This window comes from Comamonas sp. HJ-2, from assembly GCF_053615495.1.
Window position 1 is genome coordinate 1 of the sequence record NZ_JBSIFD010000002.1, and the last position, 21736, is coordinate 21736.

The following is a 21736-nucleotide window of genomic DNA, read 5'->3' on the forward strand; positions in this document are numbered from 1 at the left end:
GCTCTTAGCTCAGTTGGTAGAGCAGCGGACTCTTAATCCGTTGGTCGAGTGTTCGAATCACTCAGGGCCCACCAAAAATTTCTTCAGTCTGATTCTTCAGATTGATCCTCCGGTTTATCCGGCGGGCTCTTAGCTCAGTTGGTAGAGCAGCGGACTCTTAATCCGTTGGTCGAGTGTTCGAATCACTCAGGGCCCACCAAAATTCAAAAGCCAAAGTTCTCAGGAACTTTGGCTTTTTTCTTGGGCCGCAACCTGAGCGCCGCCGAATCTGCAAAAGCATGGGCGCCGACACCGGAGCCGCGCCATATCAGGCATCATGCAGACATCCCCGGGCAGTATTTGCCCACCCAAGAATCACTATGCAAAACGACCTCTCCACGTTCTGGCGCGGACCGCGTTGGACTCTGGCCATGCTGCTTGCCATTCTCGGCATGCTGGGCCCGTTCTCGGTTGACACCTATATTCCCGCCTTCTCGGGCATTGCCAAGGCCTTGGGCGCAACCCCCGTAGAAATGCAGCAGACCCTGTCCGCCTACCTGCTGGGCTTTGCCTTCATGAACCTGTTTCATGGCGCCCTGGCCGACAGTTTCGGACGTCGCCCCGTCATCCTCTGGGGACTGGTGATGTTCACCATCGCCTCGGCCGGCTGCGCGCTGTCGCAGAACATCACCCAGCTGGTGATATTCCGTACGCTGCAGGGCCTGTCCACCGGCGCCGGCATCGTGGTCTCGCGCGCCATCGTGCGCGACATCTTTCCGCCGACCCAGGCCCAGGGCGTGATGGCGCAGATCACCATCTTCTTCGGCGTTGCGCCGGCACTGGCTCCCGTGATTGGCGGCTGGCTGTTCGTGCACCTGAGCTGGCAGGCCGTGTTCTGGTTCCTGAGCATCGTGGGCGTGCTGCTCTGGCTCATCAACGTCAAGTTTCTGCCCGAATCGCTGCCGCCACAAAAACGCCAGCCCCTCCAGTTCAGACCGCTGATGCAGGGCTATGGCATCTTGCTCACCGATCCGCGCTTTCTGCTGCTGGCCCTGGCCAGCGGCATTCCGTTCAACGGCATGTTTCTCTATCTGCTGTCGGCGCCGGCTTTTCTGGGCGATATCCTGCAGCTCGAGCCCACGCAGTTCTTCTGGTTCTTCATCGCCACCATCGGCGGCATCATGGCCGGCAGCTGGACCAGCGGTCGCCTGGCCGGACGCATCCCGCCCAAGCGCCAGATCCGCCACGGCTTTCTGGTGATGTGCGTGACCTCCATCATCAATCTGGTGGCCAATCTGATCTGGCCCGCCCATGTGAGCTGGGCCTTGATTCCCATCAGCCTGTTCGCCTATGGCTGGGCGCTGATGGTGCCCGTGGTGACGCTGCTGGTGCTGGACATCCATCCTGCGCGGCGCGGCCTGGCCTCTTCGCTGCAGGCCGTGGTGGGCTCGGTGGCCAACGGCTTTGTGGCCGGCGTGATTGCGCCGCTGGTCATGCATTCGGCCGCACTGCTGGCCACGGGCTCGATTCTGATGATGCTGATCGGCCTGGTCGCCTGGATCTATCTGCACCACCACTGGCCGGACATCGGCCGCCATGCCTCCGAGCATTAAAAAAGGAGCTTCTACCGCACGTCATTCATAGACTTCAGATTGGAAAGCATCTGAAATCCTTGAATGACATGCGCCAGCAGCTCACTTTTCAAGAGCTATCTCAACCCTGTACGGGCAACAAAAAGCCGGCTTCAAGAGCCGGCTTTTTCATGCTTCGGGCCGCAGCCCGAATCAGCGATCAACGCTCGTCGCGACGCGGTGCGCGGGGCTTGCGCTCGAAGCTGCGCTCGCCACCACGTTCGCCATGGGGCTGATAAGGCTTGCCGGCACCCTGACCAAAGGCAGGACGGCGATCGCCGCCGCCGAAGCCGCGCGATTCACCACCACGGAAGCCGCCTTCGCGGGGAGCGCCAGCATGAGCGCCTTCACGGCCACCGCCAAAGCTCTTGCGACCGAAATCGCCGCCTTCACGGCGCTGGGCACCACCGAAGCCGCCACGCGATTCGCCGCCGCCGAAGCTGCGCTCTTGACGCTCGCCACCACGGAAACCGCCGCGATCGCCACCAAAGCTGCCGCGATCATCACGACGCTCGAAGCTGCGCTCTTGACGCTCGCCACCGAAGCTGGGGCGGCCACCGCCGAAGCCGCGATCACCACCACGGTCGCCGCCGCGATCGGCAAAGCGATCACCACGAGGTGCACCAAAACCGGCGCGATCGCCACCGAAACGGTCACCGCCACGGTCGCCACCGAAACCACCGCGATCATTGCCACGGCCACCGCCGAAGCTGCCGAAGCCGGACTTGCGACCGTAGCCTTCGCCATCGCGACGACCACCGAAGCCACCGCGACCACCGGCGCCGCCGCCACGGCGACCGTCACGCTCGCCAGAGGCGGGGAAACGCTGCTGGGGTTCCATGCCGGGAATGGTCTCGGCCTTGAACTGCTGGCGGGTATAGCCTTCGATGTCGAACACGCGGCGACGGTCGCGGAATTCAGCAAACGTCACGGCCACGCCTTCGCGGCCCGCACGACCGGTACGACCGATACGGTGGGTATAGTCCTCAGCCTTCATCGGCAGGCCGTAGTTGAAGACGTGGGTGATGGTGGGCACGTCGATACCGCGAGCAGCCACATCGGTGGCCACCAGGATCTGCACCTGGCCGTTGCGCAGCGCCATCAGGCGGCGGTTGCGCAGACCCTGGCTCAGAGCACCGTGCAGGGCCACGGCAGAGAAACCGTCCTGCTGCAGATCGTTGGCCAGACCGTCACATTCCACCTGGGTGGACGCAAACACGATGGCCTGGTTGATGCTGCTGTCACGCAGCCAGTGGTCGAGCAGCTTGCGCTTGTGCTGCATGTTGTCGGCCCAGAACAGCGCCTGCTTGATGTTGGCGTGCTTCTCCTGGGGCGTGGCAATCGTGATCTTCTTCACGTTGGCGCCGCCGTCATGCATCACGCGCATGGCCAGTTGCTGAATGCGGGGAGCAAACGTGGCGCTGAACATCATGGTCTGCTTGCGCTCGGCCGTCAGCTGGTTGACTTCGGCCAGATCGTCGGAGAAGCCCAGGTCCAGCATGCGGTCGGCTTCGTCGACCACCAGGAACTGCACCTTGTCCAGCTTGATCTGCATGGAACGCTGCAGGTCCAGCAGACGGCCGGGAGTGGCCACCACCAGATCGGCGTTCTGCAGCTTGGCGATTTGCAGCTGGTAAGGAATGCCGCCCACCACGTTGGCGATGCGGATGCCGCGGCAGTGCTTGACCAGCTCGATGGCGTCATGCGCCACCTGCTGGGCCAGCTCACGCGTGGGGCACAGCACCAGGGCGCCGGGCACGGCGGCCTTGAAGTTGCGGGCGTTGGTGGGGTCCTTGCGCTTGTTGCGCTTGGGAGCGGGCTCGCCCTTGGCCGCAGCTTCGGCGCACAGGCGCTCGAATTCAGCCTTGGCGGCCGCATCGGCCACGGCACGCTGCTTGATCAGGGTGTGCAGCACGGGCAGCAGGAAGGCAGCGGTCTTGCCCGAGCCGGTCTGGCTGGAGACCATCAGGTCGATGAAGCCGTCTGCATCGGCACCTTCACCCATGGCCAGGGGAATGGCTTGCAGCTGCACAGCAGTAGGCTGGGTATAGCCCAGGTCGGTCACGGCCTGGATCAGTTCGGGGGCCAGACCCAGTTCGACGAAGCCATTGGGTTCGTCAGCGGCTTGGGTTTCTTCGACAGCGGCATCTTCCGCGTCCATGTCGGCCAGCATGGCGTCCAGACGGGAATCGAGTTCGGGAGAAGACAAAGCAATATCAGCAGCGGCCACTTGGCCCTGCTCCAGGGAGTTTTCTGTCATGAATAGCTCACGCAAAAAGCGACGCAGTCAGCGTGCTGCTCGCTTCTTTGACGGTTGGTTATCAACATCCACCGTCAGACTTTGACTGGCCCGTTCGCAAAACGGGGCAGATGGGTGTTATGGCTTGTCGTGTCGGCGCTGGGCAGGCCGTTGCACGCAAGTAAGAACCCGGTGTGTGATGGAGATGCGCAAAAATTACCCATTGATCGGGTAAGCAGTGCATTGTCGCATGTACCGGGTTTTCCCGCAAGTGGCAGGGCTATACCGACCCGCCACCGCACCATCAGACGCTGAGCAGTTGCTGGCGGTAATGCTGCAGCTCGTCGATGGACTCGTGCACATCGGCCAGGGCCGTGTGGCGCTGCGCCTTCTTGAAGGAGGTATAGGCCTCGGGCTTCCAGCGCTTGGCCAGCTCCTTGAGCGTGCTCACATCGATATTGCGATAGTGAAAGAAATTGTTGAGCTTGGGCATGTAGCGCTCCATGAAGCGCCTGTCCTGACCAATGCTGTTGCCGCACAGCGGCGTCTTGCCCTTGGGCACGTATTTGCCCAGAAAGGCAATCAGCGCGGCTTCCGCCTCTGCTTCGCTGATGGTCGAAGCCTTGACCTTGTCGATCAGGCCGCTTTTGCCATGCGTGCCCTTGTTCCAGGCATCCATGCCGCCCAGCAGCTCGTCGGACTGATGAATGGCGAATACCGGGCCTTCGACGCGAATCTGCAGATCGGAGCTGCTGACCACCACGGCAATCTCGATGATGCGGTCGCGGTCGGGGTTCAACCCCGTCATTTCGCAGTCCAGCCACACCATATTGAGATCGGATTTGGGCAGAACCGGTGGGGTAGCGGCCACGGGGGCGGCGCTGACGGAATTCGTACAGGAAGCTTCAGACATGGCGCAAATTGTCGCCTACACTGCCAATACATGGCTTCCAGACTAGATTTCACATTGGCACTTTCGCTGCTGTTTGCGACGGCCGTGGCCCTGCAATGGCTGCTGCGCGTGTGGCTTGTTTCGCGCCAGGTGCGCCATGTGGCCACCCACCGCGACGCCGTGCCACCGGCATTTGCCCATCGCATCAGCCTGTCCGCCCACCAGAAGGCGGCCGACTACACGCTGGCCAAGGCCAGGGTGTCGCTGATCGACATCACGCTGTCGGCCGCCGTGCTGCTGTGCTGGACGCTGCTGGGCGGGCTGGACTGGCTCAACCGCTGGCTGCTGGAGTTCATCAGCCCCGGCCTGTGGCAGCAGCTGGCGCTGCTGGCCGGCTTTGCCGTGATCTCGGCCCTGATAGAGCTGCCCCTGTCGCTCTATCAGACCTTCAGGCTGGAGCAGCGCTTCGGCTTCAACCAGATGACGCCAGGCCTGTGGCTGGGCGACCTGCTCAAGTCGACGCTGGTGGCTGCCATCATCGGCCTGCCGCTGGCGGCCCTGATTCTCTGGCTCATGGGCGGGGCCGGGCCGCTGTGGTGGCTCTGGGCCTGGGGCGCCTGGACGGCTTTCAATCTGCTGCTGATGTGGATTTTCCCCAGCTTTATTGCACCGCTGTTCAACAAGTTCGAGCCACTGGCCGATGAAAGCCTCAAGAGCCGTGTGACCCGGCTGATGGAGCGCTGCGGCTTTGCGGCCAAAGGACTGTTCGTGATGGACGGAAGCCGCCGCTCGGCGCATGCCAACGCCTATTTCACGGGTTTCGGCAATTCCAAGCGCGTGGTCTTCTTTGACACCCTGCTCAGGCAGCTCAGCCCCGGCGAAGTCGAAGCCGTGCTGGCTCACGAGCTGGGCCACTTCAAGCACAAGCACATCAGCAAGCGCATGGTCCTGATGTTCGGCGTCTCGCTGCTGGGCTTTGCGCTGCTGGGCTGGCTCAGCCAGCAACTCTGGTTCTACACGGGACTCGGAGTCTCGGTGCTGCTGGGTCCGAACATCGACGTGGCTGCCGAAAACAATGCGCTGGCCCTGCTGCTGTTCATGCTGGCCGTGCCGGTCTTCAGCTTCTTCGTCACGCCGCTGATGTCGGCCATGTCGCGCCGCGACGAGTTCGAGGCCGATGCCTATGCCATGCAGCAGGCCGACGGTGCACAGCTCGCTTCTGCACTGCTCAAGCTTTACGAGGACAATGCCTCCACACTCACGCCAGACCCATGGTATGTGAGCTTTTACTATTCACACCCTCCTGCCGTGGATCGCCTGGCGCGCATGCCGGCTCCTGCAGGCAGCTTGTAACACCACAACGATTTCAGACATGAGCACACCCACACTGCAACAGAAAGACTGGTCCCAACTCAAGCGCAGTGCCTTGAGCATGGAGCAAGTGCAAGAGCAGCTGACCCCCCTCCAGGGCTGGGAGCTGCTGGCCGGCAACGCGGCCATCAGCAAGACCTTCCGTTTCGTGAATTTCTACGAAACCATGGCCTTTGTGAACGCGCTGGCCCTGATTGCCCATCAGCAGGACCACCACCCCGATCTGGAGGTGGGCTACAACCGCTGCAAGGTCAGCCTCAACACCCATGATGTGGGCGGCATCTCCGAGACCGACATCGACTGCGCACGCCGCATCGAAGCACTGCTGAATCCGGCCTGATCCTTATGGCAAAACAAGGACGGCGCCCAGGCGCCCAGGCAACAGGCGACACCCAGACAGGCCTGGTGGTCGCCAGCTATGGCCGCCATTGCGTGGTCGAGACCCCGGACGGCGAACGCCGCATATGCCACCCACGCGGCAAGAAAAGCCAGGCCGTGGTGGGCGACCATGTGCAATGGCTGGCTCCCCCACCCGGCCAGGGCGATGAGGGCACGATCGAGAAAATCGTGGAGCGCCGCAACGTCTTCTACCGCCAGGATGACATTCGCACCAAGACCTTTGCCGCCAACCTGGACCAGCTCCTGATTCTGATAGCCGCCGAGCCGGTATTCAGCGAAGTGCAGCTCGCCCGTGCGCTGATCGCCGCCGAGGCCGCGCATATCAAGCCCATCATTGCGCTCAACAAGATGGACCTGGAAGAGCCCTTCCTGCGCGCCTGGCAGCGGCTGGAGCCTTACCGGACCATGCGTGATGCCGCGAACGCTGCACCGCATTACATGGTGCTTCCGCTGTCGCTGGAAGATGCAGACGATGAGGATCGCGACGCCATCATCGGTCTGCTGGAGGGCAAGACCACACTGGTTCTCGGTCCTTCGGGCGTAGGCAAGAGCACCTTGATCAACTTGCTGCTGCCCGATGCCAAGGTGGCGACCAACGAAATTTCGCAGGCGCTGAACACCGGCAAGCACACCACCACCAGCACCACCTTGTACTGGGTGGACGAGGCACGCACCACCGCCATCATCGACTCGCCAGGATTTCAGGAGTTCGGCCTCTATCACATTGCCGCCACGCAACTGGCAGCCTGCATGCCCGACATCGGCGCACTGGCGGACCAGTGCAAGTTCTACAACTGCACCCATCTGCATGAGCCTGGCTGCGCCGTCATGGCCCAGGTCGAAGCGCAGGACAGCCCCCACTCCATCAGTGCCAACCGCTACCGGATCTATGGCGAGCTGTTCGATGAACTGAGTCAGGAACCTCGCTACTGAGCGCGAGGCCAGCCAAGCCGCAGGGCCGCGCCATATGAGAGCAATTTCAGCGTTTGCCACGCAGCCATTCCAAGCCCGATGAGCGCCGGCACGAGTGCTCGGCCTCCGGGATTGGCTGCCGGCCACAACCCGGTGTTCACGTCATGAAGCCCAGAGTTTTACAGCCCTGTTTGCAAGCCGCCCTCGCCGTCGCGCTGTCTGCAGGCATGAGCCTGGCCTGGGCCCAGGGCACGGACTCCGCCCCCAGCTGGGAGGACGAGCCACCCACGCTGTCTCGCTGGATCGAAGAAGGCTACAAAGCCGAGCTGAGCCGGCAGCCATGGCGCGCAGCGCAGCGCTATTGCGCGGCAGCACGCTATGGCAGCCTCGAAGCCCAATACCGGCTGGGCCGGCTGCTGTTGCTGGGGCGAGGCTTGACTCCCGACCCTGCCACGGGCACGACACTGCTGGCCCTGGCCGCCCAGCGCGGCCATGAGAAAGCCCGCTTGCTGCTGGCCGGCAAGCTCCCTGGCGACCGGCTGCCCGACTGCCTGACCCAGGGCGATGCGCCCGCACAGGAGTTTCTGGAAGCCAGCCAGGAGGCCGTCCCCCACGAGGTGGTGGCCAGCTATGTGAGCAGCCTGCCCAAGGAGAAGCGGCGCATGGCCGAGCTGGTGCAGCGCCTCGCGCCGCGCTTCTCGATTGATCCGAGGCTGGCACTGGCCATCGTGCGCTCGGAGTCGAATTTCGAAGCGCAGGCGCTGTCGCCGCGCAACGCTCAGGGCCTCATGCAACTCATTCCCGAGACGGCCGAGCGCTTTGGCGTGCGCGATGCCTGGAACCCCGAGCAGAACGTGCGTGGCGGCCTGGCCTACCTGCGCTGGCTGCTGGAGCGCTTCGAGGGCGATGTGGCACTGGTATCGGCCGCCTACAACGCGGGCGAGAGAACCGTGCAGCAGTATGGCGGTGTGCCTCCTTATGCGGAGACGCGTGAATATGTGCGACGCATACTCAGCTTCTATCGCGCCAAGCACCACGAGCGCCCTGCTCGCTGATCGCACCTTGAACAGTGCCCCGCATGCCCGTCGCACCTGAGCCACCTTGGTATATGGCAATGCGCAACACAGGACTTCGATGACCCGCTGCGGCTGGAGCGCTCATGCTGTCAAGCATCTGCCGCGCAGAAGGCAATGTCCGGGTGCTCAACCGAGCAGACGGGCAAAAGTCAGCAAGGCCAGCAGCAAAAGCCAGACCACGACCGAACGCCAGACCAGCCCCACAACACTGCGAAGATGGGACATTTCCGGCTCTCGCCCCGGAGTGACATCGCTGCCCGTCCACTGTGCATCGTCGCCCTCTTCACCGTCAGCCGCATCGCGGCGGCGCAAGGCCTCGCCCCCCAGGCGGACATTGATGGCACCCGCAGTGGCGGCCAGAATCACGCCATCGTTGTCATTGGGAAAGCGCTGGGCATAGACGCGCCAGTTGTCTATGGCCTCCTCAAAGCTGCCCACCATGGCAAAGGACAGCGCCGTCAGCCTCGCCGGCAGCCAATCGATCGCATACCAGGCCTTGGCTGCGGCGGACTGCAAACGCTCGCTGGTCGGTGCCCGAAGGCCTTCCGCCCCCTTGCGCGACCAGGCACGCGACAGATATTCGGCCATGCGGTAGAGGATGGCCCCCAGCGGCCCCAGCCCCAGAGCCGAGAGAATCGAAAACCAGAACAGCACGCCAAACACATGACGGTGTGCGGCCAGCACCGAGTACTCGATGACATGGCGCACTACTTCGCTGCGTGGCACCTCGCTGGCATCGACCTGCTGCCAGTCGGCCAGGGCCTGACGGGCGGCAAACTCATCGCCGGCATCGAGCGCATCGCGAATCCGCGTAAAGTGGTGGCTGAACTGGCGAAAGCCCAGCGTGACATAGAGCACCGCGACATTCCACAGCATGGCTGCAGGCCAGCCTATGAACTCCATCAGCGCCCAGAATATGCCCAACACGATAACGCTGGGCAACAGCACGGCCATCACCCAGGCAAGCCAGCCATGGTGGGGCTTGCCCGCATCAAAGTTGCTGCGTACGGTTACGGTCCAGGCGCGATAACCAGCCTGCACCAGATTGGAGCGGGCCAGCGGGCGCGCCTGTTCCAGCAGCAGTGCAATCAGGATGGCAAAAAAGCTCATTGCTTCATCATAGCGGCGCAGTTTGTCGGCTCGTTACAACTGCTGTCTCAAGCCGCCAAAAAACGGTAAAGATTGCGCAACATGCCCGCTGTCGCGCCCCAGATATAACGTTGCTGCTCGCCATCCTGATAGGGCATGGCAAACCATTCGCGATCCACCCCCTGCCACAGCATGGCGTGACGCTCATGATGTGCGGGATTGAGCAGATACGACAGGGGAACCTCAAACAGATCAGCCACTTCTCCAGGATTGGGGAAATAACTGGCCTGCGGATGGACCAGCGCCACCACGGGGGTGATGTGAAACGCTGTCCCCGTCACGTAAATGGGCAAGCGACCCAGCACCTCGACATTCTTGGGAGCCAGTCCCACTTCCTCATGCGCCTCGCGCAATGCCGTTGCCTCGGCCGAAACATCCTGCGGGTCACGTTTACCGCCCGGGAAAGCCACCTGGCCCGAGTGAGTGGACAGCCTGGCCGAGCGCACGGTCAGCAATACCGTGGGCTGCTCGCGCATGACTATGGGCACGAGCACGGCCGCGTCAGAAGGCTGCTTGGCCGTGATGCGCTTTTCCTGCATGGCTTCAGGAAGCCATTGCGGCGGCTGGGCAAAGCGCGTGCGCAGAGCCTGCGGCGTCTGTGCAGCCAGCGGAACAGCCGGCAGTTGGCTATCGATGCCCAGAAGGCGAGCCTTGCGCGGATCAACAATGCCCACCACGGGGGGCGAAAAATTATCAGATGCAGGCATGTATGTGTTCGGCCAAACCCCAAAGCAAGAATCACGAAGCCAAGGCAGACATAAAAAAAGCCGCCACAGCGAACTGTAGCGGCTTTTACGGAATCACTTCCGAAGCGTGTATTACTCGGCTGCAGCTGCAGTCTTGTTAACACGCTGGGGCAGCTTTTCCTTGATACGAGCAGACTTGCCGCTACGCTCACGCAGGTAGTACAGCTTGGCACGGCGCACATCACCGCGACGCTTGACTTCGATCTTGGCGATCAGGGGAGAGTAGGTCTGGAACGTACGTTCCACGCCTTCGCCGCTGGAGATCTTGCGCACTGTGAAGCCGCTGTTCAGGCCGCGATTACGCTTGGCAATCACCACGCCTTCGTAAGCCTGCACGCGCTTACGGTTACCTTCCACCACGTTCACGCTCACGATGACGGTGTCACCGGGGGCGAATTCGGGGATGGTCTTGTTCAGGCGAGCGATTTCTTCTTGCTCGAGGGTCTGGATCAGATTCATGATTTAGTCCACCTTGATCTTGTCCGCGCCAGAATTGGCAAGCGCCGGGATTGGCGCTATTGCTGCATTACAAGAACAGCCCGAAAGCTGTCCCGCTATTTCCTTGCAGCGGCCGGATAGAGGATCAAAGAACCTGCAATTATAGCTTGGACGCTGTTTTTGCCAAAAAACCCTCATCTTTGGCATTGAGCAGCCCCTGTTCGCGGGCCTGCTCTATCAGCTCGGGCCTGTGCTCGGCCGTGATGCTCAAGCGCTGATCACGACGCCAGCGCTCGATATTGGAGTGATGGCCGGAGAGCAGCGCGGCTGGCACCTCCTGGTCATTCCAGACTTCTGGGCGAGTGTAGTGGGGGCAGTCCAGCAAACCGTCAAGCGCAGGATTGAAGCTGTCCTGCTGAAAGCTGCCTTCATCGTTAAGCACACCGGGCTGCAGACGCGCCAAAGAGTCCAGCAACACCATGGCTGCCAGCTCACCACCCGAAAGTACAAAGTCACCCAGACTCAGTTGATGAGTGACATTTCTATCAATGAAACGCTGGTCAATGCCCTCATAGCGGCCACAGAGCAGCACCGCACCCCGGCTTTCGGCCCAATCGGCCACCACGGCATGCTTGAGGGTCGTACCTATAGGCGAGAACAACACCACAGGAGCAGGCTCTGCCTGTTCCTGTGCATCGACCTCGGCGCGTGCCGAGCGAATCGCTTCGAGGCAGCGCTGCAGCGGCTCGGCCATCATCACCATGCCGGGGCCTCCGCCAAATGGACGATCATCCACACGGCGGTAATTGCCTTCGGCCCAGTTACGCGGATTCCACAGATGCACTGCCACCTGGCCCGAGCTGTAGGCACGGCGCGTCACCCCGCTCTCAAGAAATGGAGCGAACAGCTCAGGAAACAGCGTAATAATGTCGAAACGCATTGATATAAAAGCGATTTCAGCTACAAACTAAATAGCAAAAAAAGCATTCCAGTTCAATAATCGAGCTGCCAGTCGGCCACGATCTTCTTGCCGGCCAGATCCACCGAATCCACATAGGCATCGACAAAGGGTATCAGACGCTCCTGCTCCTTGCCGTCCTGTTCATAGCCCAGCACCAGAACAGTCTGCGGGCCGGTGGCCATCAAGTCCTTGACCACCCCCAGGGTCACACCTTCGCGGTTGACCACGTTCAGCCCCATCAGATCCACCCAGTAGAACTCACCATCCTCGGTCTTGGGGAAATGCTCGCGCGCCACAAAGACGCGGGCACCGCGCAGAGCCTCGGCGGCGTTGCGGTCGGCGACTTCAAGCGAGGTTGCCACGATGGTGTCGGCATGGAAGCGGGCCTGCTTGACGGGCAGCACCACGGTACCCGTGAAATGCTTGGCACCTTTCTCGGCAGGCTGCAAAAACCAGTCCTTGGCGGCAAACAGGGCCTCTGGGGCGCTGCTGAAGGCATGCACCTTGAACCAGCCCTTGATTCCCCAGGCATCGGCAATGCGACCGACTTCAATGGCATCAGCAGGCAAGCTCGTGGCTTGAAGAACAGGCATGTGGCTCATGGGATCAGCAGAAAATGCAGAATTTCAATAAAAAACGGGTCCCGTCAGGCAAGCCAACGGAACCCGCTTTGGTAAAGGTGCCTAGAGAGCGACCGCCTAAATTAGGCAGCAACCTTCTTTGCAGCTTCCTTGATCAGGCGTTCAGCCGTATCGGAAGTTTGAGCACCAACGCTCTTCCAGTAGTTCACGCGGTCCAGAGCCAGACGCAGGCCTTCTTCGGCGCCACGAGCGCTAGGGTTGTAGAAACCCAGACGTTCGATGAAAGCACCGTCGCGACGCACGCGCTTGTCAGCTGCAACGATGTTGTAGAAAGGACGAGCCTTAGAGCCGCCGCGGGAGAGACGAATAACAACCATGATGTTTCCTTCGGGTGGTTACAGCCAGTGCCATCAAAAATTTGACCAGCTGCGCAGGTTTTCTTACAGCGTTTGAGACACGCGACATGACCACCCGGCCAGCGACACGCCGTAAAACCGGAAATTATATCGAGTTCTGTCAAAGCTGCCTATAGCAGCGGCAAATGGGCATAGTCGGCACAGAGGACTTCCTGAAAATGAAGCGCAATTGCCCTGAGCCCCGTAATTGATGCGAAGGGAATAATGGACGGGTTCTTTCGTTTTCTGCCCGCGCATCAGACCATGAACCAATTTGTTCCCGCCTCGACCCCGACCCCTCGCCCCAAAAACAAGACGCTTGCCTCCTGGCTGGCCTTGCTCGGCGGGCCGCTGGGACTGCATCGCTTCTACCTGCACGGCCTTGGGGACTGGCTGGGCTGGCTGCTGCCCATTCCCACTGCACTTGGCATCTACGGCATCGAGCGCGTGCAGCTGTTGGGGCAGGACGACAGGCTGAGCTGGCTGTTGATCCCTTTGCTCGGCTTCACGATAGCAGGCTGCGCCCTGCGCGCCATCCTTTACGGCCTGATGGAGCAAGGAAACTGGAACCGGCGCTTCAATCCATGGATGGATGCCGACGCGCCTGCAGGGCGCACCCAATGGACCACGATTTTTGCCGTAAGCCTGTCCCTGATGCTGGGGGCCACCGTGCTGATGGCCAGCATCGCCTATAGCTTCCAGCACTACTTTGAATATCAGGTCGAAGAGGCACGCAAGATTTCACAGTAGCTGCAGCGCTCTGAACCAGGGGCTCTCACCCACTCCAAAGCGGCTTCGGCCTCGCCGCTTTTGTAAGCAAAAGTCTAATTTTTCACCTACTGGACGCAAAGCGCCGCCTGCCGATTCCACAGAACTCACAATGCCCAACTGACGAACATCTTGCAAAGACTGCATCCAAGCAGTTTTCGCACTACGACGGCTTTGCTGCACCAGTCCGAAGAGGTCTTATGTCTGCAACCAACGAAAAGTCTGCCAGATCCGAAGTGCACGGGCAAAACGCCTTTCCAGCTGCCACCAGCCTGGTGGGCGTGTACGGAGAACAGCTTTTCCGCATTCTTGAGCAAACCAGCAGCGGCTATGTGTTGCTGGATGCTCAGAACCGGGCACAACGCTGGAATGATGGTTATCTGCAGGTATTCCCCTGGCTGGCTTCCGCCCTCAAAGTAGGCATGCCTCTGCAAGCCGCTCTGCAAGCCGCCGCAACAGCAGCCCCGGCCAACGCTGCACCGGCCCTGAACCATATCGCCGAAAGTCATCAAGCCCTGATTGCGCGCCAGCAAGCCAATGCCCAGTTTCAGCTGCCCAATGGACGCAAGCTCAATCTGTCGGCTCACGCCCTATCGGCCAATTACACCGTGCTCGCCTGCAAGGAGCTGCTGCCTCATGGCAACGAGGCAGAAAGCCTTTCCTTCTTTGATGTACTGACCAATCTGCCCAACCGGCGCCTGCTGCTGGACAGGCTGTCCCAGGCCATGATCCAGTCCGAGCGCACGGGCTGGCGCGGCGCCTTGCTGACCATAGACATGGAGCCGGTGGCGGGCCCGGCCGCCAGCACGGGAGACAGCCAGTCCTGCCTGGCTCCGCACATCGCACAGCGCCTGCTCGGCTGCGTACGCTCCTGCGATACCGTAGCCAGACTGGATGCCGCGCACTTTGTCATCATGGTCTCGGATCTGTCCCCGGATATCGAAATGACCACGGTGCTGGTGGAACGTCTTGGAGAGCGTCTGCAGGAAAGCCTGAACGGCAGCTACCAGCTCGGCCACAAAAGCGTGATGCTGGAGGCCAATATCGGCGCCACCCTGTTCGGCCCGCACTCCCGCTCCGCCACCGAGCTGCTGCAGCAGGCAGAGGTCGCCATGTACCGTCTGCGCGATGAAGAGGCTCGCGGCCTGCACTTCTTCAGCCCCGAGCAGCAGGTTCCGGCCAACGACCGCAGCCGCCTGGAGCAGGATCTGCGGGAAGCCCTGCGCCTCGGCCAGTTCGAGCTGCATTACCAGGCCCAGTATTCCGCCAGCGGCGAAGTCAACGGCTTGGAGGCCCTGCTGCGCTGGCGTCATCCCAGGCGAGGTCTGGTACCCCCGCGCATCTTCCTGTCCGTGGCAGAGGAGACCGACATCATCGTTGCGCTTGGCCGCTGGAGCATTCAAGCCGCCTGTGAACAATTGGCCAGATGGAAAGCCGAGCCGCAACTGGACAGGCTGCCCATCTGCGTCAACATCAGCGCCAAACAGCTTCGGCAAGCGGACCTGGCCGAGCAAGTGCAGAGCATTCTCAGCCAGACAGGGGCCGATCCTGCATTGCTGCTGCTGGAGCTTTCCGCGCAGACCCTGAGTCCTCTGGATGCGGATAGCGCGAGCAGCCTCAAGCGCATCGGCGCCATGGGTGTGCGGCTGTCACTCGACGATTTTGGTGGCGGCTCCAATATGCAAGAAGCGCTGCATCAGCTCCCCCTGAACCAGCTCAAGCTCTCGCATTCCCTGGTGCAGCGCCTGGGCCCCAACAATGCCGCCGAGGCCGCCGTACAGGCGGCCATCGCGCTGGCTGCCCGCCATCAGATGACGATCGTCGGCGCAGGGGTGGAAACCCTGGAGCAGCGTGCCCTGCTGGCGCAGCATGGCTGCGAGCATTTCATGGGCTATCTGCTCAGCCCCCCTGCACCGGTCAGCCAACTCAAATCCCTGATGCAGCGGCAGGCAATGCTCGGTCTCCAGGAGGCTGCAGCTTGACCTCCATGTTTCAGCCATGAAAAAAGGCTTCGCAACGCGAAGCCTTTTTTCCATTCAGCCCTTGATCGACAAGCAGTTACAGCTATCAATCAAGGAGTTCACAAACTCAATACAGTTGCAGGCTGACCCAGTAGGCAATGGATGCCACAAAGGCGCTGGCCGGAATCGTCAGAATCCATGCCCAGACGATGTTGCCTGCCACGCCCCAGCGCACGGCACTCGCGCGCTGCGTGGAACCCACGCCCACGATGGCACCGGTAATGGTGTGTGTGGTCGAGACCGGAACGCCCAGGAAGGTGGCAAAGAACAAAGTCAGAGCACCACCGGATTCGGCGCAGAAGCCACCGACGGGTTTGAGCTTGGTGATCTTCTGGCCCATGGTCTTGACGATGCGCCAGCCGCCAAACATGGTGCCCAGGCCGATGGCCAGGTAGCAGCTGACGATGGTCCACATGGGAGGCTCGGCATCACCGGCATTGGCATAGCCCGTGGCAATCAGCAGCAACCAGATGATACCGATGGTCTTTTGCGCATCGTTGCCGCCGTGACCCAGGCTGTAGGCACCGGCAGAAACCAATTGCAGACGGCGGAACCACTTGTCCACGCGATTGGGGCTGGCACGGCGGAAAATCCAGGCTACCAGAACCATCATCAGCGAGCCCAGCAGAAAGCCCAGCACGGGAGAGACAAAGATGAAGGCCACAGTCTTCCAGATGCCGCTGGCGATCAGCGCACCTGCACCGGCCTTGGCAATCACCGCACCCACGATACCGCCAATCAGGGCATGCGAGGAGCTGCTGGGAATGCCGTAGATCCAGGTGATGACGTTCCAGGTGATGGCACCCACCAGAGCGCCGAACACGACATGGGTGTCAACAATGCCCGGCTGAACAATACCCTTGCCCACGGTTGCCGCCACACTGAGGTGGAAGACGAAAACCGCGACAACGTTGAAGAACGCGGCAAATGCCACGGCCTGAGTAGGCTTGAGAACCCCCGTGGAAACCACGGTGGCAATCGAATTGGCAGCGTCGTGAAAGCCGTTCATGAAATCGAACAGCAAGGCGAGCACCACCAGCAAAATCACAACCCAGAGGGCTGCCTGTACCGGCTCCATGATCGGGCTCCAGCGAGAATCAGGAATTCTCGAGGACGATGCCCTCGATCAGGTTCGCCACGTCTTCGCAGCGGTCCGTGATGGTTTCCAGCAGCTCATAGATGGCCTTGAGCTTGATCACCTCACGCACATCGGGCTCTTCACGGAACAGCTTGCTCATGGCCGCGCGCATCACGCGGTCGGCATCGCCTTCCAGGCGGTCGATCTCGTCACAGGTCTTGCTCGCGGCGTCCACAATCGTGGGATCCGAGAGACGGTCCAGCAGCTTGACGGCATCACGCAGACGCTCGCAGCAACGCACGCACAGATCGGTCAGACGTGTGATTTCGTCTGTCATGTGACGCACGTCATACAGGGCCATGGTCTCGGCCGAGTCCTGAATCAGGTCGGCCACGTCGTCCATGGTGTTGATCAGCGAGTGGATATGCTCGCGATCCAGGGGCGTGATGAAGGTCTTGTGCAGCAGCTTGGTGACATCATGGGTCACACGGTCGGCTGCGCGCTCGGCGTTGTCCACATCAGCGTTGTATTTTTCGCGCAGATGGGGATCGTTGTAATTTGCAACGAGTTGCGAGAAAGCATGAGCTGCTTCAACGATGCGGTCCGCATGTTGATTGAACATCTCGAAAAAATTGCCTTCGCGCGGCAATAGCTTGCCAAACAGCATGAATGCTCCTTACCGGGGAAAAGAAACCAGGCGACTCACTGCAAAAAAAGTGCATGGTTCCCGGCTTAAACGGGGCGGAGTTTACTCTTGAGTCATTGTGCGTTTCAGCGCGTCTTCAAGACACCCCTTCGGGCACCACGAAAAATAAAATACAAGCTCTTCGCCATGCTAGGCGCTGTCATAAAGCCTGTGATTCCTCCAGACAACACCGGAGAGCAGCAATCCGCCCACCCAACGCGCCGACTCCTTGAGCATTTCACTGAGCCACGCGAAAACGTTCCAAATACTTCTTTTTGTAATAAGCAAATTCTATTCAATGACAAAAAAGAATTAAAAGGAACTAAAAAGAAATGAATAAAACAATCAAAGAACCATGAAAAACGTCATTTTTTTGTCATTTTCTTGAATTTAAGGGGAATTAGGGTTCACCCTTGGCTGCAGCAGAGCATCACGGCGAGATAGCGCACTGCGATCGAAAGCGCCAGCAGTCTCGTCGAGGCTTACTCTCCCAGGTAAGCCGCACGCACGCGCGGATCGCTCAGCAAGGTCTGGCCCGGCCCCGTCATGGTGATGATGCCGGACTCCATGACATAGCCTCGATCGGCCAGCGCCAGCGCGCGGCTGGCGTTCTGCTCCACCAGCACCATGGTCACGCCCAGCGCATAGACATCGCTGACCACCTCGAAGATCTTGTCCACCATGATGGGAGACAAACCCATGGAGGGCTCGTCCAGCAGCAGCACCTTGGGCTGACTCATGAGTGCGCGGGCCATGGCCAGCATCTGCTGCTCGCCCCCGGACATGGTGCCTGCCAGCTGATCCTTGCGCTCCTTCAGGCGCGGAAAGATGCCGAACATGCGCTCGATATCCGCCTGTATGCCAGCCTTGTCCTTGCGCGTGTAGGCCCCCATGAGCAGGTTTTCGGTAATCGTCATGCGTGCGAACACGCCGCGCCCCTCGGGCACCATGACCAGGCCTTCGGCCACCAGATCCCAGGCGCCCTTGCCCTTGATGCTTTGGCCCAGATAGAGAATTTCGCCATCGGCAACCGGCAGACCCCGCGTGACAGCCTTCATGGTCGTGGTTTTGCCCGCACCGTTGGAGCCGATCAGCGACACCAGTTCACCCTGATGCACCTGAAAGTCCACGCCCTTGACAGCCTGAATACCGCCATAGCCCACCTTCAGGCCCTTCACCTGCAGCAATACCGGGGCCGTGGATTTGGAGGCCTGCGCCTGTTCCAGCACTTGATCCTGCATCTTCAATGGCCTCCCGTGCCCAGATAGGCTTCAATCACTTTTTCATTCTTCTGCACTTCGGCAGGCGTGCCTTCGGCAATCGGCTTGCCATAGTCCAGCACCGTCACGCGGTCGCACAGGCCCATGACCAGCTTCACATCATGCTCGATGAGCAGGATGGTGCGGTGGTCGTTGCGAATGCGGTCGATCAACTCACGCAACTGCAGCTTCTCGGTCGCGTTCATGCCGGCGGCCGGCTCATCCAGCGCAATCAGCTGCGGGTCCGTCGCCAGTGCACGGGCAATCTCCAGCCGGCGCTGGTCGCCATAGGACAAGGTGCGCGCCTTGAAGTCCGCATATTTGCCGATGCCGACATAGTCGAGCAGCTCGCGCGAGCGGGCGCGAATCGCGGCCTCCTCGGCCTTGAAGCCCTTGGTGCGAAACACTGCCCCGAGCAAACCGGAATGCGTGCGCACATGGCGCCCGACCATGACGTTCTCCAGTGCCGTCATCTCGGCAAACAGCCGGATGTTCTGGAAGGTCCGCGCAATGCCGGCCCTGGCCACCTTATGCACCGCCGTCGGCTCATAGGGCTTTCCGGCCAGCTCGAATTTGCCGGTGTCGGGCGTATAGAGGCCGGTGATCACGTTGAAAAACGTGGTCTTGCCTGCGCCATTGGGGCCGATCAGGCCATAGACCTGGCCTCTATCAATCTTCATGCTCACACCGGACAGTGCCTGCAAACCGCCAAAGCGCTTGGAGATGTCCGAGACATGAAGGACCGCTGAAGTCGTGCTCTCTGCCATATCAGTTCACATTCCTTGTCTGTGCAGTCATCAGGACTGGCGGTCCAGGCTTTTGGCATGCTCTGGCGTGGGCCAGAGGCCGCGCGGACGCATCAGCATGATGACGATCATGGCCAGGGCAATCAGCAACTGACGCAGGATGGACGCGTCGAGGCGTCCATCGGTCATCTGCTGCAGCGGCCCGGCCACATAGCGCAGCACCTCGGGCAGGGCCGAGAGCAGCACGGCCCCCAGAATCACGCCGGGAATATGGCCCAGGCCGCCAAGCACGACCATGGCCACAATCATCACGGACTCCATGAGGCTGAAGGACTCGGGCGATACAAAGCCCTGGAAGGCACCGAACATGGAACCTGCCACACCGCCGAACGAAGCGCCCATGCCGAAGGCCAGCAGCTTCATATTGCGCACATTGATGCCCATGGCCTTGGCGGCGATTTCATCCTCGCGAATCGCCATCCAGGCGCGGCCTATGCGCGAATCCTGCAAGCGGTAGCAGATCACGATGGTGGCCAGCACCAGCACCAGAAACAGGTAGTAGTACAGCGTGACGGAGGCGATGTCGTAGCCGAAGATCTCATGACGCTTGGCCAGGTCGAAGCCGAAGATCTTGACCGAGTCGATCTGGCCAATGCCCTTGGGGCCGTTGGTGATGTTGACTGGCTGGTCCAGGTTGTTCAGGAAGATGCGGATGATCTCGCCGAAGCCCAGTGTCACGATGGCCAGGTAATCACCGCGCAGCCGCAGCACCGGCAGGCCCAGCAGCACACCCGTACAGGCGGCCAGCAGCATCCCCAGCGGAATCACCAACCAGATCGAGGTGTGCAGTCCGTTGGGAAACATGGCGACAAAGCCTTCGAAGGTCTCGGCCAGATGCGGCGATGCCATGAGCGCAAACATATAGGCGCCCACGGCATAGAAGGCCACGTAGCCCAGATCCAGCAGGCCTGCGTAGCCGACCACGATGTTCAGGCCCAGCGCCAACATCACGTAGAGCAGGGCCAGATCGGCGATGCGCACCCAGGCGTTGCCGAAATACTGCAGGATCAGCGGCAGCACCAGCAGGCCTATGCCGCCCAGAATCCAGTGGAGTGTCTTGTTGTTCTTCATGGGCACTCCTCAGGCACGGTCCGCCACACGCTCACCCAGCAGGCCCGAAGGGCGCAGCGTCAGGATGATGATGAGCACGATGAAGGCAAAGATGTCGGTGTACTGGCTGCCCAGCACGCCCCCCGTCAGGTCACCGATATAGCCGGACCCGATGGACTCGATCAGCCCCAGCAGCAGGCCTCCCACCACGGCGCCGGCCAGATTGCCGATGCCGCCGAAAACGGCGGCCGTGAAGGCCTTGAGACCCGGCAGAAAGCCCATGGTGTGATGGGCCGTGCCATAGTTGGAGGCGTACATGATGCCGGCAATCGCGGCCAGCACGGCACCGATGATGAAGGTGGCGGAAATCACCATGTCGGGCTTGACGCCCATCAGCGCCGCCACACGCGGATTCTCTGCCGTGGCCCGCATGGCGCGCCCCAGCCTGGTGTAGTTGACCAGATACATCAGCGTGGCAAGTGCAATTGCCGTGACCACCAGCACCAGAATCTGCGTGGGCGTGATCACCGCCGTACCGATCTCATAGGGGGTGGACGACAGCAGCGTGGGATAAGCCTTGTAATTGGGTTTCCAGATGATCATGGCCAGGGTCTGCAGCAGGATGGAGACACCGATGGCCGTGATCAGCGGCGCCAGACGCGGACTGTTGCGCAGCGGCCGGTAGGCCACCTTCTCGATCACGAAGTTCAGCGATGCAGCCACCACGCAGGCGATGATGGCGGCTATCAAAAGCATGAGCCAGCCCGGCAGATAGGGCATGGCCTCCTGCATCAGGCCGATGCAGCTCCAACTGGTCAAAGCCCCCACCATCAGCACCTCGCCATGCGCGAAGTTGATCAGCTGAATGATGCCGTACACCATGGTGTAGCCCAGGGCTATCAAGGCGTACATGCTGCCTAACACCAGACCATTGATGATCTGCTGCAGCAAGATATCCATAAGCGCGCTCCCCTTCCCTCGATCCAAGACGGAGACACTGCGAGCCTCTCATCCCTAACGACGGAGCCAGCGATGCCATGGTTCCCCTTCTGCAGTCCGCCGCTTTGTGGGCCGCTTGTCGCAAAAGAGTGAATCGATTCTAGGGAGCTGTTTTCAGGACTCAGGGCCGGGGTTTCCCGTGCGCAACCCAAAAATGCTGCAGCGCAACAATTTCATCGGCAATGCAAGTCCAATAAATACAGGCACTTAGTCATGTGCTGCTACTCAATCTAGCGAAAAACCCTGAAAACACCGCAAAAAATGCAGCATTCAACTAGTGCCAGTCTTGCAACACCTGGGC

At 60.8% G+C, this 21736-nt stretch carries 21 protein-coding genes and 1 tRNA gene; 8 read left to right on the top strand and 14 right to left on the bottom strand.

Features of this window, described 5'->3' with window-relative positions:
- The first annotated feature begins 123 nt into the window (after window positions 1–123).
- Both ACWGXF_RS01500 and ACWGXF_RS01505 read left to right on the top strand, forming a co-directional pair.
- Window positions 124–199: transfer RNA gene (locus ACWGXF_RS01500), tRNA-Lys, on the top strand.
- Between the two features lie 160 nt (window positions 200–359).
- Complete coding sequence (locus ACWGXF_RS01505; RefSeq protein WP_256629844.1) at window positions 360–1592, top strand: multidrug effflux MFS transporter; 1233 nt, start codon at window positions 360–362, stop codon at window positions 1590–1592.
- A gap of 178 nt (window positions 1593–1770) precedes the next feature.
- Here ACWGXF_RS01505 and ACWGXF_RS01510 read toward each other — a convergent pair whose 3' ends face one another.
- Window positions 1771–3870 carry a DEAD/DEAH box helicase gene (locus ACWGXF_RS01510; protein ID WP_034389330.1) on the bottom strand — a complete coding sequence of 700 codons (2100 nt, stop codon included), beginning with the start codon at window positions 3868–3870 and terminating at the stop codon, window positions 1771–1773.
- A 283-nt stretch (window positions 3871–4153) separates the two neighbouring features.
- Window positions 4154–4762: an oligoribonuclease gene (orn, locus tag ACWGXF_RS01515; RefSeq protein WP_003067823.1), complete on the bottom strand. Its 609-nt coding sequence runs from the start codon at window positions 4760–4762 to the stop codon at window positions 4154–4156.
- Window positions 4763–4792: 30 nt separating this feature from the next.
- On the opposite strand from orn, the gene ACWGXF_RS01520 reads away from it, so the two are divergent.
- The 4 genes from ACWGXF_RS01520 (at window position 4793) to ACWGXF_RS01535 (ending at window position 8478) form a co-directional block, all read left to right on the top strand.
- On the top strand, window positions 4793–6094 hold the full coding sequence (locus ACWGXF_RS01520; RefSeq protein ID WP_256629843.1) for a M48 family metallopeptidase: 1302 nt from the start codon (window positions 4793–4795) through the stop codon (window positions 6092–6094).
- 19 nt (window positions 6095–6113) lie between these two features.
- Window positions 6114–6452, top strand: a complete 339-nt coding sequence (locus ACWGXF_RS01525) for a 4a-hydroxytetrahydrobiopterin dehydratase (protein WP_256629842.1) — start codon at window positions 6114–6116, stop codon at window positions 6450–6452.
- 5 nt (window positions 6453–6457) lie between these two features.
- On the top strand, window positions 6458–7444 hold the full coding sequence (gene rsgA / locus ACWGXF_RS01530; RefSeq protein WP_003067831.1) for a ribosome small subunit-dependent GTPase A: 987 nt from the start codon (window positions 6458–6460) through the stop codon (window positions 7442–7444).
- Window positions 7445–7587: 143 nt separating this feature from the next.
- On the top strand, window positions 7588–8478 hold the full coding sequence (locus ACWGXF_RS01535) for a transglycosylase SLT domain-containing protein (protein ID WP_440588472.1): 891 nt from the start codon (window positions 7588–7590) through the stop codon (window positions 8476–8478).
- Between the two features lie 147 nt (window positions 8479–8625).
- On the opposite strand, the gene ACWGXF_RS01540 is transcribed toward ACWGXF_RS01535, so the two are convergent.
- The 6 genes from ACWGXF_RS01540 to rpsP form a co-directional block, all read right to left on the bottom strand.
- Window positions 8626–9609, bottom strand: coding sequence for a CobD/CbiB family protein (locus ACWGXF_RS01540; protein WP_452101655.1), 984 nt, complete (start codon window positions 9607–9609; stop codon window positions 8626–8628).
- A gap of 47 nt (window positions 9610–9656) precedes the next feature.
- Window positions 9657–10355, bottom strand: a complete 699-nt coding sequence (locus tag ACWGXF_RS01545; RefSeq protein ID WP_256629839.1) for a CoA pyrophosphatase — start codon at window positions 10353–10355, stop codon at window positions 9657–9659.
- A 111-nt stretch (window positions 10356–10466) separates the two neighbouring features.
- Window positions 10467–10853 (bottom strand): 50S ribosomal protein L19, encoded by a 387-nt coding sequence (gene rplS / locus ACWGXF_RS01550; RefSeq protein WP_003067838.1) that lies wholly within the window; start codon window positions 10851–10853, stop codon window positions 10467–10469.
- A 139-nt stretch (window positions 10854–10992) separates the two neighbouring features.
- A complete protein-coding gene (gene trmD, locus ACWGXF_RS01555) occupies window positions 10993–11772 on the bottom strand; it encodes a tRNA (guanosine(37)-N1)-methyltransferase TrmD (protein WP_256629838.1) in 780 nt (259 codons plus the stop codon).
- 53 nt (window positions 11773–11825) lie between these two features.
- Entirely contained in the window at window positions 11826–12395 is a 570-nt protein-coding gene (gene rimM / locus ACWGXF_RS01560) for a ribosome maturation factor RimM (RefSeq protein WP_256629837.1), read from the bottom strand.
- A gap of 101 nt (window positions 12396–12496) precedes the next feature.
- Entirely contained in the window at window positions 12497–12751 is a 255-nt protein-coding gene (gene rpsP, locus ACWGXF_RS01565; RefSeq protein ID WP_003058210.1) for a 30S ribosomal protein S16, read from the bottom strand.
- A gap of 282 nt (window positions 12752–13033) precedes the next feature.
- Here rpsP and ACWGXF_RS01570 point away from each other — a divergent pair, with 282 nt between their 5' ends.
- Both ACWGXF_RS01570 and ACWGXF_RS01575 read left to right on the top strand, forming a co-directional pair.
- Window positions 13034–13519 carry an NINE protein gene (locus ACWGXF_RS01570; protein WP_051517717.1) on the top strand — a complete coding sequence of 162 codons (486 nt, stop codon included), beginning with the start codon at window positions 13034–13036 and terminating at the stop codon, window positions 13517–13519.
- Window positions 13520–13737: 218 nt separating this feature from the next.
- The gene (locus ACWGXF_RS01575; protein WP_256629836.1) at window positions 13738–15519 is read left to right on the top strand and encodes a putative bifunctional diguanylate cyclase/phosphodiesterase; all 1782 of its coding nucleotides are present in this window, start codon (window positions 13738–13740) and stop codon (window positions 15517–15519) included.
- 106 nt (window positions 15520–15625) lie between these two features.
- On the opposite strand, the gene ACWGXF_RS01580 is transcribed toward ACWGXF_RS01575, so the two are convergent.
- The 6 genes from ACWGXF_RS01580 to ACWGXF_RS01605 form a co-directional block, all read right to left on the bottom strand.
- Window positions 15626–16636, bottom strand: a complete 1011-nt coding sequence (locus ACWGXF_RS01580; RefSeq protein ID WP_003067849.1) for an inorganic phosphate transporter — start codon at window positions 16634–16636, stop codon at window positions 15626–15628.
- A gap of 19 nt (window positions 16637–16655) precedes the next feature.
- On the bottom strand, window positions 16656–17303 hold the full coding sequence (locus ACWGXF_RS01585) for a DUF47 domain-containing protein (protein WP_003067851.1): 648 nt from the start codon (window positions 17301–17303) through the stop codon (window positions 16656–16658).
- Between the two features lie 500 nt (window positions 17304–17803).
- On the bottom strand, window positions 17804–18562 hold the full coding sequence (locus tag ACWGXF_RS01590; protein ID WP_256629835.1) for an ABC transporter ATP-binding protein: 759 nt from the start codon (window positions 18560–18562) through the stop codon (window positions 17804–17806).
- Between the two features lie 2 nt (window positions 18563–18564).
- Entirely contained in the window at window positions 18565–19347 is a 783-nt protein-coding gene (locus ACWGXF_RS01595; RefSeq protein WP_003067855.1) for an ABC transporter ATP-binding protein, read from the bottom strand.
- 30 nt (window positions 19348–19377) lie between these two features.
- A complete protein-coding gene (locus ACWGXF_RS01600; protein ID WP_003067856.1) occupies window positions 19378–20457 on the bottom strand; it encodes an ABC transporter permease subunit in 1080 nt (359 codons plus the stop codon).
- A gap of 9 nt (window positions 20458–20466) precedes the next feature.
- Complete coding sequence (locus tag ACWGXF_RS01605; RefSeq protein ID WP_003067858.1) at window positions 20467–21396, bottom strand: branched-chain amino acid ABC transporter permease; 930 nt, start codon at window positions 21394–21396, stop codon at window positions 20467–20469.
- Window positions 21397–21736: the final 340 nt, after the last annotated feature.